7 protein-coding genes are annotated in these 15,697 nt (G+C 60.0%); 6 read left to right on the top strand and 1 reads right to left on the bottom strand.

Features of this window, described 5'->3' with window-relative positions; all coding sequences use genetic code 11:
* Positions 1–45: 45 nt before the first annotated feature.
* The 5 genes from ABIT76_05620 (at position 46) to ABIT76_05600 (ending at position 14,381) form a co-directional block, all read left to right on the top strand.
* A complete protein-coding gene (locus ABIT76_05620) occupies positions 46–2,397 on the top strand; it encodes a carbohydrate-binding protein (GenBank protein MEO7932619.1) in 2,352 nt (783 codons plus the stop codon).
* 173 nt (positions 2,398–2,570) lie between these two features.
* Positions 2,571–6,650: a carbohydrate-binding protein gene (locus tag ABIT76_05615; protein MEO7932618.1), complete on the top strand. Its 4,080-nt coding sequence runs from the start codon at positions 2,571–2,573 to the stop codon at positions 6,648–6,650.
* Between the two features lie 59 nt (positions 6,651–6,709).
* Entirely contained in the window at positions 6,710–7,849 is a 1,140-nt protein-coding gene (locus tag ABIT76_05610) for a PEP-CTERM sorting domain-containing protein (GenBank protein ID MEO7932617.1), read from the top strand.
* 844 nt (positions 7,850–8,693) lie between these two features.
* Positions 8,694–8,999 carry a hypothetical protein gene (locus tag ABIT76_05605; GenBank protein ID MEO7932616.1) on the top strand — a complete coding sequence of 102 codons (306 nt, stop codon included), beginning with the start codon at positions 8,694–8,696 and terminating at the stop codon, positions 8,997–8,999.
* Between the two features lie 138 nt (positions 9,000–9,137).
* The gene (locus ABIT76_05600; GenBank protein MEO7932615.1) at positions 9,138–14,381 is read left to right on the top strand and encodes a glycoside hydrolase family 2 TIM barrel-domain containing protein; all 5,244 of its coding nucleotides are present in this window, start codon (positions 9,138–9,140) and stop codon (positions 14,379–14,381) included.
* 102 nt (positions 14,382–14,483) lie between these two features.
* Here ABIT76_05600 and ABIT76_05595 read toward each other — a convergent pair whose 3' ends face one another.
* Complete coding sequence (locus tag ABIT76_05595; protein MEO7932614.1) at positions 14,484–14,819, bottom strand: hypothetical protein; 336 nt, start codon at positions 14,817–14,819, stop codon at positions 14,484–14,486.
* 38 nt (positions 14,820–14,857) lie between these two features.
* Between ABIT76_05595 and ABIT76_05590 the strand changes: the two genes are divergently transcribed.
* Positions 14,858–15,682 carry a PEP-CTERM sorting domain-containing protein gene (locus tag ABIT76_05590; GenBank protein MEO7932613.1) on the top strand — a complete coding sequence of 275 codons (825 nt, stop codon included), beginning with the start codon at positions 14,858–14,860 and terminating at the stop codon, positions 15,680–15,682.
* Positions 15,683–15,697: the final 15 nt, after the last annotated feature.

Raw genomic sequence — 15,697 nt, 5'->3', positions numbered from 1 at the left:
TTTGGCGCAGCTCGCGGCTGGCAGACATTTTTCCCCAGAGTCTCCATGAAGCGTTTCGTCCTCTTCCTCCTGCCGGTGATTTTTGGAATCACCGTGGGCGGCAGTCTGATTTTTAACCAATCACCGCAGGCGCTGTGGAGGCGCGCTGCAGAGCGGAGCGGGATTTTCACCGGACAAACATCATCAGCCCCCGCGCAGCCCGTCGTCACGCTTCTTCCGCAAGGCGAGCCTGACGCGCCAGACGCGGAGGAAATCACCGGCCCTTATCGCTGGCGCAATGTGGAAATCGGCGGGACCGGCTTCATCACCGGCGTTGTTTTTCATCCTAAGAAACCGGGGCTGGTCTATGCCCGCACCGATATCGGCGGCGCGTATCGTTGGGCTCCAAAAAGTATGCGATGGATTCCGCTATTGGACTGGGTCGGCAACGATGATTGGACATTGTTCGGCATCGAGAGCCTTGCGCTCGACCCGCAGGATGCGCAGCGCGTTTATCTGGCTGCTGGAACTTACACAAACAACTGGGGAAAAAACGGCGCGATTCTGCGTTCCACGGACCAGGGGAAGACGTGGGAGAAGACTCCGGTGCCGTTCAAGTTTGGCGGGAATGAAGACGGGCGCGCCATCGGCGAGCGGCTGGCGGTGGACCCGAATCTGAGCAGCCGTCTTTTCCTCGGAACGCGAAACAACGGACTTTGGAAAAGCGACGACTTTGGCAAGACGTGGCAGCAGGATGCAGCGTTCCCGGTGAAAGAAAAAACGGACGGCGCGGGTGTCGGCTTTGTGCTTTTCGACGCAAAAAGCGGCAATCGTGGGACCGCTTCCTCGACCATCTACGTCAGCGTGGCTACCACGAAGACCAGCCTCTATCGCAGCACCGACGCGGGTGCGAGCTGGCAGGAAATCGCCGGGCAGACAGCGGGTCTCATGCCGCATCACGGGGTGCTCGCTCCTGACGGCACGCTTTACCTCACCTACTCCGACAAGCCGGGGCCAAACGGCGTGACCAACGGCGCGGTGTGGAAACTCGACACGACGACCGGCCAATGGACGGACATCACGCCGCTGAAGCCGGACGTCGGCGGCGAGGGAAAATTTGGCTACTCCGGTCTCGCCGTGGATGCCACAGACCCGAAGACACTCATGGTCGCAACGCTGGATCGCTGGAACAAAGGCGACGACATCCTCCGCAGCAAAGACGGCGGCGCGCACTGGAGCGACTTCGCGCAAAAAGCGACCAATGCCCCCTCCGCCGCGCCTTACCTGAGCTGGGGCCGGGCCAAAACGGACTTTGGCCACTGGATCGGCGATGTGGAAATCAACCCCTTCGACAACAAGCAGGCGTTCTACGTCACCGGCGCGACGATGTGGGCGACGGACGATCTCAACGCAGCAGACGCAGGGCTTCCCACGACTTGGAAAGTTCACGCGCAAGGCATCGAGGAGTCGGCGGTCACTTCGCTCCTCAGCCCGCCGAGCGGCCCGTCATTGATCAGCGGCCTGCTCGATGTCGCCGGATTCCGCCACGACGATCTCGCCGTCTCCCCGGCGGGCGGGATGTGGACGAATCCCACGATGAGCTCTGTGTCTGGACTGGACTTTGCCCAGATGAATCCCGATCTCGTGGTGCGGGTGGGCAGTGGATCGAAGGTTCGTGGCGCGTTCTCCACTGATGGGGCGAAATCGTGGCAGCCCTTTGGCAGCGAGCCCGCGATGAGCCAGGGCACGGATGAAAATTCCCACTGCGTCGTCGCTGTTGCGGCCGACGGCAGTTCATTCGTGTGGGTGGCGCCGGACGGGTCTGCCTACGTCTCGCAGGATCGCGGGACAAATTGGAAACGTTGCGAGGGATTGGGCGCAAAAGTGGAAGTCATCGCGGATCGCGTAAATCCAAAAACTTTCTACGCGCTCTCGCCGGAGGAGCGGAAGCTCTTTGTCAGCACAGACGGCGGCAATACTTTCGCCGAGCAAAGTCACGAACTGCCCGCCGGAGCGAAGGCATTGCGCGCAGTCCCCAGCCGCGAAGGCGATCTCTGGCTCACGGCGGACTGGAACGGCCTTTGGCGTTCGACAAACGGCGGTGCGCAGTTCCAAAAAATCACCGAAGTGGCCAATGCGGAAGTCGTCGGCTTCGGCAAAGCCGCGCCGGGTGGGAACTACGACGCAATCTACCTCGTGGGCGTCGTCGGTAAAACCCACGGCGTCTATCGCTCCGACGACGAAGGCGCGAAATGGACGCGCATCAACGACGACCAGCATCGCTATGGCTGGATTGGCAAAGTCATCACCGGCGATCCGCGTCTCTATGGCCGCGTCTATTTTGGCACCAACGGACGCGGCATCATCTACGGCGATCCGGTGATGAGCCAAGGCGGCACGGCCCTTATCTCTCCATGATGAATCCAAGACAGTAACGATCCTGCGCCGGATTCCTCAATCGACCTAAAAAATGCCCCCCCATCAAATATTATTGCGCAGGACTTCTGCGGGGGATTCCGCGTGTCTGGACGCAGGTCAAAGTGGCGTGTTTGGCCGTCTTGCTCCACCTCACCGCCAAGTCGCAAAAACACATGTCTTCGTTCAAACTCAAAAAATGCGGCGGCGAATGCCTCCTGATCAACCAGCTCCATTCGTTCCTCTTGCTGTGGCTCGTCCTTTTGGCGGCGCCTTCAGCTGAAGCTCAATCCTATGTTTTGAAAGAGGTCGTGATCAAGGGGGGCGGATTCGTGACGGGCATCGTGACGCATCCGAACGTGCCCGGCGTGATGTATTGCCGCACGGACGTTGGCGGAAATTACCGGTGGAATCCCGCGAATAATTCCTGGGTCCCGTTGCAGGATTTCATCGGTCCCACGAACTCGGAATTTGGCCTCTTCGGCGGTGAAAGCATCGCCCTCGATCCGCAGGACGCCAACCGGCTTTACATGACGTGCGGCTGGTTGGGCGCGGGACGTCCGAATGAAATTTGGATTTCCACGAACCAAGGCGCGACTTTCACGCGCGTCACGGCGCCGTTCACGCTGCTGGCTAACAGCGACGGCCGCAGCAATGGCGAGCGCCTCGCAGTTGATCCCAATCTCGGCAGCATCTTGTTCAACGGCACGCGCCTTGACGGTTTGTGGAAGAGCGTGAATTACGCCGCGAGTTGGTCCAAGGTTACGAGTTTCCCCGTCAACACCACGACGAACCAGGTCGGCCTCGTGTTCGTGGAATTCATCAAGAGCAGCGGGGGCAATGGAAGCGCCACGCCCGAGATCTGGGTGGGGGTTTCCCAGGGAGGGAACAATTTATACCGCAGCACGGATGGCGGCGCCAGCTGGTCGGCGGTGCCTAGCGGCGCGCCTGCCGGCTACATGCCGCACCGTGCCTCCCAGGACGGCCTTGGAAACATGTATGTCACTTTCAACGACGCGGCGGGACCGAACGACGTGGGCGCCGGGGCGGTTCGTAAAATCAATCTCGCCACGCTCGCCACAACGAATGTGACGCCGCCGACGAGCCAGGGCGGCTTCGGGGGCGTTTCCGTGGACAAGCAAAATCCCACCACCCTCGTCGTCTGCACGATGGGCCGCTGGTATCCGCACGATGAAGTCTATCGAAGCACGAACGGCGGCACGACTTGGAACGCGTGTTATGGCAGCACGCCGGTCATCGACGGATCGAGCGCGCCATGGGTTAACCTCGATCAGGCGACACCTCCCGTGCCCACTTGGATTGGCGACATCAAAATTGATCCGTTCAACTCTGACCGCGTCTATCACATCAGTGGTGGTGGTGTGTGGTCGAGTTACAACCTGACGGCGACATCGCCAACATGGCAGTTCCGCTCGGACGGCATCGAGGAAATGGGTTTGTGGGGCGGCGGCGGCGCGCTATGCAGTCCGCCCAGCGGACCTCTGTTTTACTGCGCGTTCGGCGACATCGGCGGGTTCGCGGACTACAACCCCGATGTTTCGCCACCAAAAACGGATCACTTCTTCCCGTTCTATGGCAGCAATACGAGCGTGGATTTCGCGGAGCAGAACCCCGCCATCGTCGTCCGCACCCATTATGGCACCAAGTCGGATGGCACGAGTGCGACGGGGGGCGGGCGTTCGACCGATAGCGGAAAAACGTGGACGGAGTTCCCCACGCATCCCTCCGCTGCGGACAACGACCCCGGCGTGATTGCGATTTCCGCAGACGGCACACGGCTGGTCTGGGTGTCACAGGGTTCACCTGCGTTCTATTCAACCAACAATGGCGCGACCTGGACCCAGTGTGGCGGCAACATCACGCCGACCTATTCATGGGAGATGCCGCTTCTTTGCTCCGACCGGGTCAACCGCAACAAATTCTATCTCTACATCACCTCCACGGGAGTGGTCAATGTCAGCACGGACGGCGGTGCGACTTTTGTCGCTGGAGCAACCGTCAGCCCTGGCGCCCCGAACACCATCAACGTGGATAAAGCCATGCGCACCGTTTATGGTCAGGAAGGTAACATCTGGATCTCGTGCATCGACTACGACACTAACAGGGCGGGCCTTTGGCGCTCGACCAACTCCGGCGTGAGTTTCACCAAAGTGAGCGGCGTCCAGAATGCGCAGGCCATCGGCTTCGGTCGCACGGCGAGTGGCAGCGGATATCCGGTCCTCTACCTGAGCGGGCAAGTCAACAATGTCTGGGGTATCTACCGCTCCGAGGATACGGCCGCGAGTTGGATACGCCTCAACGATGACCAGCACCAATACGGCATTGTATCCCAAATCACCGGCGATCCGAAAATTTATGGCCGCTGTTACTTCAACGGACGCGGCTTGCTCTACGGCGACATTTACACCCCGCCGCAAGTCACAAAGATGATCTATCAGGACTCGCTGGTCGATGGCTGGCAGAACTGGAGCTGGGCGACGACGAACACGGCGTCCGCAGCTCCGGTGCGGCGCGGAACGTCCGCCATCTCGGTCACGGCGGGCGGTTATGAGGCCCTCTTTCTGCGGCGGCCGGCGGAGCAGTCCACCGTCGGCTACTCTGCGGTGGCCTTCTGGATCCATGGCGGGCAGAGCGGGGGACAACCGCTCCAGGTCGCCAGTCTGCGCAGCGGGAACACCCAGGTGTTCAAGCCGATCCCGCCGCCACTGGCCGGCCAGTGGACACGCGTGGTGATCCCCTTGTCCGAGCTGGGCCTAACCAACGTGTGGGACTTCGACGGACTGTGGATCCAGAACTCCAGCGGCTCGGCAATTTCCACCTTCTACGTGGACGACATCGCGCTCGTCGGCGAAGCCGATGCGGGAGCTGGCGCGCCGTCGGCTCCGGGCGAACTCGCCACCACGGCAGGCAACGCACAAGTCGCGTTGACCTGGAACGCTTCGAGTGGCGCGACTGATTACAACGTGAAGCGCGCCACCGTCAGCGGCGGGCCTTACACGACAGTCACCACCGTCACCGGCACGAGTTTCACCAACACCGGCCTGACCAACGGGACGACCTATTACTACGTGGTCGCCGCGCTGAATACCTACGGCGAAAGCACGAACTCCTCGCAGCTCGCAGCCACGCCGCTGACTCAAGGGCCTTACGGCGGCACGCCCTGGCCGGTGCCCGGAGTCATTGAGGCGGAAAACTACGACATCGGCGGCCAAGACTTCGCCTACAACGACAGCGATACCGCCAATCAGGGCGGACAGTATCGCTCCGATGGCGTTGACGTGGAGACCTGCGCGGAAGGCGGCTACAACGTGGGTTGGACCGCCACGGGCGAATGGCTCGAATACACCGTCAACGTCGCCTATACCGGCAGTTATCGCATCACGCTACGGGCCGCCTCCTTGTCCCCGCAGATCCAGGGGCACGTCGAGTTTGACGGCGTCAATGTCACCGGCCTGATGACGGCTTCCGCCACGGGCGGGTGGCAGACCTACACCGACGTCACCGTCCCGGACGTCACTCTCACCGCCGGCCCGCACGTCATGCGCGTTTTCTACGACGGCGGAGGCTGGAACCTGAACCGCGTCACGCTTACTGCGAACCCGCTGGCCGCGCCGCAGAACCTGACCGCCACGCCGGGCAGTAAGAAGATCACGCTCTCGTGGAACGCCGTGAGCGGTGCGAACGATTACACGATCCAGCGCTCGAGCAGCAGCGGCGGCTCCATCACGAGCCTGGCCAGCGGAGTCACGGCCACGAGTTACATCGACTCCGGCCTGGCCGATGGGGCGTCCTGGTATTACACCATCGCCGCCAACGGCCCCTCGGGCTTGGGGTCGGCCTCCAGCCCGGTGTCGGCGACTACCTATACCGCGGTCGAAAATTGGCGGCTCACGAATTTCGGCACCATCGCCAACACCGGCAACGCCGCCGACACCGCTAATCCCGATGGCGACGACCAGGCCAATGCTCAGGAATACGTCGCCGGCACGAATCCAAACAGCGGGTCGAGCGTGCTGAAGATCGGCCAGATGCAGACCAACGGAAACAACATGGTCCTGAGCTTCGCGAGTGTGTCTGGAAAAACCTATCGCGTGGAGCGCTCCGACACCCTCCAAAACGGCTCGTGGGTCACCGTTCAGGACAATATCGCTGGCAACGGCAGCGTTATCCTGATCACCGACACCGGCGGTGCCGCCCAACCCAAACGCTTCTACCGGGTGGCCGTCAGCATGTGAAACCCGTCATCCAGCCAGCGTTACCAAAAATACTGTAACATCAATTCCCAGGTTCATTTGTGGGATTTATTATCAGCTGGGCCTATTATGCAAAAGAGTCGAACCCACCAGCAAACTCAAACCTTCCACCCTCCAAAATCATAAAATCCATTAAAATTACCCCTTGGAAGTTCCTTGCCCTGTCCGCCGCCGGATTTGTTCTGAGCGTGACTCCCGCGTTCGCGGCCTGGACCTACACCGGTCCAGGAACTATGACCGGCACTCAGGACTTCTCCGACGCGCCCACCAATACCTACGACATGGGTCCTAGTGATGATGGTGCCTCCATCAATGCCACTCTGAATATCAGCAGCGGCACGTTGACCCTCACTGCGAACATCGCCACGCTTGGCAATGGAGCGGCATCTCCTGCAGGACCAGGCACGATCAACGCAACCGGCGGCACCTTGAACATTATTAATAGATATTGGCAGACCTCCATCGGCCAGCATGTTGAGGCCGCCGGTTCCTCGGTCAATATCAGCGGAGGTGCCACGGTGAATTGGGATATCACGAGCCAAGGCTGGAGTCAGCAAAGACTCGTGATTGCCAATGGCCCTTTTAACTCTGCCTCTGCCTCGATCAATCTGATCGGCGGCACATTTGCGGTCACGTCCGCAAATTCAGGTGACGATGGTCGCGGAGTTTACGTCGGCCCCTTCGGGAATAATTCTGTGGGCACGATCAATCTGACTACCGGAACATTCAGTGTGTCGGGGGCCATTCCCTTCGGACTTGGTGGAAATTTCAGCTCCTTGAATAGCACAGCGGTTTGGGCCAGTGGCAATGGGGCAAGCAAGATAAACATCACGGATGGCATCTTCAAGCAGACGGGCTTTACACTTGCGACCGGACTTTCCACCACGGCAAGCACGTTCATGATCGGCACCAATTCCTATGTCAACTTCATCAGCGGTGGCACGGGTGCCCTCTCGCTTCAGGGGTGGGATCAGTCCAGCTTCGATGCCCTTGTTACTGCTGGCCAGATTAAGCTCAATGGCGCGGCGGCTTCGATCAGCGATTTCTCCTTCTCCTCTGCAGACGGTCAGGGCATATACGGTTTGGCGTCCGTTCCCGAGCCGACCACAATCGCCACTCTTCTGGGTGGCATCGGGATGCTCGCTCTCTTCCGTCGCCGTGGAGCAACTCCTCGAGTTTAGTTTTCAAACCACAAACTCCGAAGCCTCATTTCGTAACAACTGCTGCAAATAAGGGTAGGCATTTTAGGGGGGCCTGGGCCATGCTCAGACCCCTTTTTCTTTTCCGGGTATCACACCGTCCGAAATCATTCGAGTTAGTTTTAGAGTGCCCGCCAAAAGTTCCTTCCGCCTTTGGCAATGTAGCGTGCGCTCTGTGAGCGCATTTTCGGCTCACAGAGCCGACGCTACACCGGCGCAGCCGGAAATTCCTTTTGGCACTCGCTATAGTCAGAATGGGAAGCCGCTTTAGTCAGGATCGTAAACTCGATTCGAGGCTCATTCGCATTTTCTCCTCCAATGAACTCTCTCTCCCTGTAATCAGTCTTCATCGCGGCAACGCTCATCGTCACGACGGGAATCGCCGCCGCGGCGAACACTACCGAGATCAAAACGTATCAGTCCACCATCAGCACGGATGCGGGAGGAGTGCTCGATCTGAAGATGTAGGTAAATTATAATAACGCCGTCTCCAACGCGCCGGTGATGGTGACGACGCATCAGTATTCCGGGTCCACAGGGCTCTTCGATCAGGTGAGACCCAATGCCCAGCAGCTTCGAGATTAGGCCTTTGGATCGCTGATAATGTCCACAGATGGACCGATTTACGGGGGGGGGGAAATACTGTAACATCACGGCGACGGCAGAATGTTTTGAAAGTTTTTCAGCAAACAGAGAATGTTTATCACAGCTCCAATATCCCTATGAGCACAATCTCAAATCAGAGCCAATATGAAAGCTCCCATGAAAACCTCCCATCCCGTTCGATCAAATTTTTTGCACTGAGCCTCCTCCCCTCAAAACCAAGATGAAATACAAGCCCTCTTTCTCCCTCAAACTCCGCAACCGCTTCGCCGTCGCCGTTGCAACCGCGTCCACGGTCGTATTCCTCTTCTCCGGCGATTCCGCCCAGGCGGCGATCTATTATTGGGATACGACCCCGGGCACCTGGCAAACGAGCGCCAATTGGTCCGACAACGCCACGACCGGCGGCACCACGGGCGTTGCGCCTACTTCGACCGATACCGCGGTGTTCAACCAGTCGAGCGTAAACGGTAACGAAACCATTTCCCTGAGCGGCGATACCTCCGTGCTCGGGATGACGACGTTGTAGCCCGGGTCAGTGACCCGGCCACAGCTCTCGTTCAGGGTGGCGTGTGGAATTTTGACAACGCGTCTTTCAGCGGGGTCAACGTCCTCAACGGTGATACCGTTACGTTATCATCCACATTTTTTCGCATTTTCTCCTCCAATGAACTCCCTCTCCCTGAAATCCATTGTCACCGCCGCAGCATTTATCGTCACGACGGGAATCGCCGCCGCGGCGAACATTACCGAGATCAAGACGTATCAGTCCACCATCAGCACGGATGCGGGAGGCCCCCTCGATCTGAAGATGGAGGCGAATTATAACAACGCCGTCTCCAACGCGCCGCTGATGGTGATGCTGCATCAGTATTCCGGGCCGTCAGGTCTTTTCGATCAGGTAAGGCCCAATGCCCAGCAGGTTCGGGATCAGGGGTTCTTTGTCGTCACAGTCGCCATGCGCGGGCGGGAGGGTTCCGGCGGCGTCCGCGACTCCGGAGGGCTTGAGATTTACGATATCCTCGACGCCGTGGAGGCTGCGAAGACCCAGTATGGCAGCTTGATCAACCCGAATAACATCAACATCACCGGCTATTCAGGCGGAGGAGGAAACACCATGTCGGCCCTCACGAAATTCCCCGACTTGTTCCGCACGGGGGGAGCCTTCTATGGCATGTCGGACTACGGTTACGACCTGGTCAATGGCTGGTATAACAATGGGGCCGCCAGCAATCACAAGACGCAGCTTGATACCGACGTGGGCAATCCGAACGGCGCGACCGCGCTGATCACCTCGCGCTACATGGCGAGGGCCTCGAATCTCGCCTCCCGGAACAATCCCTACAGCGAGATTCATTTCTTCGTGAACGGCGACGAGCCCACTTGTCCGCCGATCAACGACACGAGCTATCGGAACAATGCGATCGCCGCCGCGAGTTTTACCGGGGAATTCAATAACATCACTCTGCATACGGGAAATGCCGGGACCTATCAGGATTTCAACGGCAATGGAATCAATGACGCCAGCGAGCAGCAATACTGGCCGCATACCACCTTGACGACCGACCAGCAGGCGTCGGGCCTGTCGTGGTATCTCAGCCGCGTGCTCAATGGCTCGATTGCCGCCCCCGTGCTGAATGCCAGCGACAACCTGTTTGTCGCCGGCTTCGTCCGCACCAAAAAATTCAGCTTCTTCGTCGGCGACGGGCAGAACGGGGCGGGCTCGCTCCTCTATTCCTTAACCCCCGGAGTGAAGACCTTCACCTTCCATCTGCAGAGCACCTACGCGGTCACCGGCAAACTCACGGTGGACACGGCCGACATGAATGGCCAAACGGTCAACGTGGTGCGTAACGGCGTTGTGACCGCCACCTTCACCGGCGGCGGCACTTACCAGGTGACGGGGATCGCGGACAATGAGACGGTTCGACTGGTCGCCCCCAGCGTCGCGACGACCAATGAGGTCCAGTATCTCTCCGGCACCGACAAGGACAACACCGTGCCGTGGGATTTTCGCGTGTCCGCCGGGCGGAATGCAGGCGTCTGGACGACGATTCCCGTGCCGTCGTGCTGGGAGACGAAGGGCTTCGGCACCTACGAATACGGCAACATCAACACCACCGAGTATGGCGAGTATAAGAAAACGTTCAACGTGCCCGCCAACTGGGCCGGCAAGCGCATATTCCTCGTCTACGAGGGCTCGATGACCGACACCGAGACACGCATCAACGGCGCGGCGCCCGGCGGGGGGACGGTCTCGACCCCGACACCGCTGGCCAACGACCGCGCCTTCAACAACGCCGCCTCCACCTCGATGGGGCAGGGCGGTGGCATAGCCGCCAGCGCCACCGGCAACGTGAACCTCGGCACGCTCACCAGCTTCACGCTGGCCTGCTGGATCAAGCCCGAGGCGGACTTCAGCACGATACCCGACGGGCGCTTCCCCCGGCTCATGCTGATCGGCGCGACTGCGAACTACGATGCAAACGGCAATGGCGTCTATCTCGCCGCCTACAACTCCGGCGGCAACACCCGCACGCTCCAGTTCAAGGTGAATACCGATTCCGGGAACGGCGTGATCGCCACCCCCAACGTACTGAGCGGAAGCGACTGGACGTTCGTGGCGGTGACCTACGATTCCACGCTGGGCTCGAACCAGGTGAAAATTTATGTGGGAAACCGATCCGGTGCCTTGGGAACCCCGGTGACCACGGCCACTTACGGGGCGGGCGCATCGGTGCCGTTTGGTGCGAACGCTTTCGCCTATTTCCTGAACCGCGGCGATCGCGGCCGTGCCTTCGACGGCTCGGGCGACGACTTCCGCATCTTCAACGGCGCCCTCAGCCAGGCCCAGCTCGAGTCGGTGCGCGCATCCGGTCTCGGCGCAAGCGCCACGCCACCCACGCCGCTGTATCAGTGGAATTTGAACACCGCTTCCAGCGGCACGACCGTCGCGCCGGTCACGGGTGCGGGCGGCACTCTCACCCTGCAAAACTCCGGCGGCACGGCCACAGACCTGTATTCCGCCATCGGCAGCGGCGTCAGCGCGGGCCAGGCGGCAACATCCACCAGCGCGCTTCACCAGGGCAGCTTTTACGAGTTCAGCTACGACGTGACGAATAACCTGAACTACGGCGCGAGCAATCTGCTCGAAGCCACCGTCAAGAAAGTCTCCGCGAACGCGTCCGTGAACGATGCCGAGCGGACGGCGGATTACTGGGTTTTCGGCGGCATCCATCGGCCGGTGTATCTCGAAGCCCGCCCGCCCGCGAATATCGAACGCGTCGCCGTGGACGCGAAGGCCAACGGGCAGATCAGCGTCAGTTCGTTTCTCTCCGGCGTGACCAGCCCCTGCACCGTGGCGGCCCGCGTGACGGACATGAACAACAACCCACTCGGTGCAGAGTTCACCCAGGCCGCGGCCACCGGCACCACCAGCGTCGTTCTTTCCGCCACCCTGCCCACCCCGCAGCCGTGGTCGCCCGAGTTCCCGAACCTCTACAAACTCACCATCGAGTTGCGCGACGGCGCGGCGGTGCTGAATTCGCGCACCGAGACCATCGGCTTTCGCACGATCGGCTTCGTCGCGAACAGCGGGTTCACGTTGAACGGGAAGAAGATCGTGATGCGCGGTGCAAACCGGCACGAGATCTGGCCGACGGACGGACGCACCACCAGCCGCGCGGTGAGCATCGCCGACATCGAGCTGATGAAGAGCTTGAACATGAATGCCGTGCGGATGAGCCATTACCCGCCTTCGAAACATTTCCTCGAAGAGTGCGACCGGCTTGGCCTGCTCGTGCTCGACGAACTGGCTGGCTGGCAGGGAGCTTACGACAATATCATCGGGCCGGGCCTCGTGCGCGAGATGGTGATTCGGGATGTGAACCACCCGAGCATTTTCGCGTGGGCCAATGGCAATGAAGGCGGTTCCAACGGAACCTTGGACGACGACTTCGGGCTCTGGGATCCGCAGAATCGCAAGGTGCTGCACCCGGCCAACTGGCCCACTGAGCTCACTGGTGGCGTCCGCACGCACCACTACGCCCCTTACGACACCTTCATCAGTTATCTCGGCGCGGGCCAGCCGGTGTTCATGCCCACGGAGATGCAGCACGCTCTTTTCGATGGCGGCGGCGGTGCGGGCCTGGCGGATCATTGGAACGCGATGCGCACCGCGCCCAACGGCGGCGGCATGTTCATCTGGTCGCTCATCGACGAAGGCATTGTGCGCGACGACCAGGGCGGCGCGGTCAGCGTGAGTGGTGCCGACGCGGCCGACGGCATCGTCGGCCCGTATCGCGAGAAAGAGGCCAGCTATTACAGTGTGAAAGCCTTGTGGAGCCCGGTGCAAATCACCGCGCCAAACCCGGCCACCTTCACCGGCTCCCTCGCGGTCGAGAACCGGTTCGACTTCACCAATCTCAACCAATGCACGTTTAGCTGGAAACTCGGCTGGTTTCCGGACCCGACGGATTCGACGGCGGTGCAGAACAGCGGCTTCATCGTCGGCAAAAGCAGTGTGGAATTCGCCGGACCTTCGGTCGCCTCCGGTGCGTCGGGCACGCTCACGCTCGGCGTCCCGGCGAGCGTGGCCAGCTACGATGCGCTGCGCGTGACAGCGAAAGATACCTTCGGGCGCGAGATTTATACCTGGACATGGCCGTTGCACAGCGTGGCCCAGGTGCACAACCGCATCGTGAACGTTGCCGGCACGCCCAGCGGCCTTACCCCTAGTGTCAACGGCAGCGTGCTCAGCATCACCAACGGCACACGCACATGGGCCTTCGATCTCAGCACCGGGAGACTGAATGGAGTGACTGTCTCCGGCCAGCCAGTGTCGCTCTCGAACGGGCCTCGCCCCGTGTCGGGCTCCTGGACGACGTCGAGCGTCACCCACGGGTTCGACGGCGCGGATTATGTCGTGACGATGAATGATGTTACCAGCGCAAGCAACGGCTTCCAGTGGCGTATCCATCCGAACGGATGGGTAAATCTGAAATACCGCTACACGCTCACCGGCACGCAGACGTGGCTCGGCGTCACCTTCGACTATCCCGAGGCGAATGTCACCGGCATGCGCTGGCTGGGGCAGGGTCCGTATCGCGTGTGGAAAAATCGCCTGGAAGGTCAGGAAATCGGGGTGAACTACAAGGCGGCTAACAACATCGTCAACGGAACGCAGTGGGGTTATCCGGAGTTCCGCGGCTACCATGGCCAGCTTTATTGGGCGCAACTGGGGACGACCCAGCAGCCGATCACCCTGACGACCGACACCTCGAATCTCTTCCTGCGCGTGCTCACCCCGAGCCTCACGCCGTCGAACTATACGTGGATCACCAGCGTGAGCCCGACATTTCCCGCCGGCAATCTCTCGCTGCTTCACGCGATCAACGCCATCGGCAATAAATTCCAGAGTCCCGCCGCGACCACCATCGGACCGAGTTCGGCGGATACGACCGCAACGGGCCTCTACGAAGGTGGGGCGGATTTCTACTTTGGCGCGCTGCCCGAACCCGGCGTTGACCGCGATGGCAACGGCCTGGGCGACTCGTGGGAATTGCAGCAATTCAACACGCTCGGCCAGGATCCCAATGCGGATCCCGACGGGGACGGCATGACCAACGCGCAGGAATTTGCGGCGGGAACGAATCCGAACGACTCGTCGAGTTCGCTGAAGATCACCCAGATACAAGCGAGCGGAAACGACTTCGTGCTGAGTTTCCCGAGTGTGTCGGGTAAAACCTACCGCGCGGAGCGTTCCGATACGCTGCAAGGCGGCTCATGGACCACGGTGCAGACCAACGGCGTGCCGCAGGACAATATCGCCGGCAACGGCGGCACCAAGCAGGTCACCGACACTGGCGGGGGCGCCCAAGGAAAACGCTTCTACCGGGTCGTCAGTTGGTGAATCCACCCGGTACGAGGTTCGCGTCGATCTCAATCCTCTTGCCCGCCTTCGCTTCCCCCAAGCTCGGACGGGGAAACCCCAAACGGTTGCGCCCGGGCGCTCCTACTTCGCGTAGCGGCTTTTCAAATGGCGCGGAACCACCGCAGCACTTGCAAGGCGGGCCCAAGTCGTCAGATCAAGGGCGTGGCGCCAAGGATGGTTTTGAAATGTCTTTGCATGATACTGTATCAATTTTACGGCAAGATTATTAATTGGGAAGTTCGCCCGCATTCTGTATTCCTTGAGCAGTATCACAGCAGATCCATGATCGTGAACCCCCTTCTCACCTCCCAGGAGATCCAAGTACCGTGCAAACGGCAACGGAATCTCATCGACTTCGCCGCGTTGCGTCCCAGTCGCGGTGGGAAAGATTCGCTCGACGAAGAAAAGATTTTCCACAAAAATCCGAAGTAACCGTAGTCGTAAACAAAAAAAATATGAACCCAGAAACCTCAATCATCGGATGCGATACGGCATCCACGCCAACACAAAGTACCTGCTCCAAAAAAACCATGAAATCCATACTCGCCATGGCCGGCATCTTGGCCGCTTCAATCACCGCCGCATCTGCGACCCCCCTCATCGACACCACGGTGGGAGTCATGAACACAAACGGTCATACGATTCTCGACGCCACGGGTTCCATTTCCAATGCGACTTTTGCGACGAACGTGGCAAGCGCATTCACCAACAACACCGGTGGTGTTTGGGACTTTAACAGTGCCGCCTTTGGCGCCTTGGGCGACGCCGGCATCGCTAACGGAGATACCATCACCTTGTCCTATGGCACTTCGGCGACCAACAGCTTGGTTATGACATTGGGCTCCACCGACCGTATCAACCAATCCAATAACGGAACCGGGGAACTGACTTCTGCGGGTTTGGGAATGGGGCTTGGTGGCGATTCGGCCACCCGAACTTTTACTCTGAGCACGCCGCTGCAATCCATCGGAATCTTCCTCGGGAATCGGAACGATAACGCTCGCTCTTCCGTGCTGACGGTTACCTTTCTGGACAACACCACCGCCAGCACCTCGGGAGCGTTAGCGGGACCGAATACGACCCCGCAATCCAATTATTTCGAGGGTCTGTCAGCTACTGGGACTAACTACATCAAGAGCTTTTCGATCGCCCAAAATGCTTTCGTCCGTTACGACGATCTTGGTTTCGTCGTCGTTCCCGAGCCAAACGAATTGGCGCTTGTCGCCGTGGGCATGGTCGGCACGGCCATCTTCGTCCGTCGTCGGCGCATGATGGCGTAGGCGCTTTTTTTCGCC

The organism is Chthoniobacterales bacterium (assembly GCA_039930045.1).
In the GTDB taxonomy this organism is placed as follows: domain Bacteria; phylum Verrucomicrobiota; class Verrucomicrobiia; order Chthoniobacterales; family DASVRZ01; genus DASVRZ01.
The sequence above is the reverse complement of the archived record's forward strand: the minus strand, read 5'-3'. Positions and strand labels throughout refer to the sequence as shown.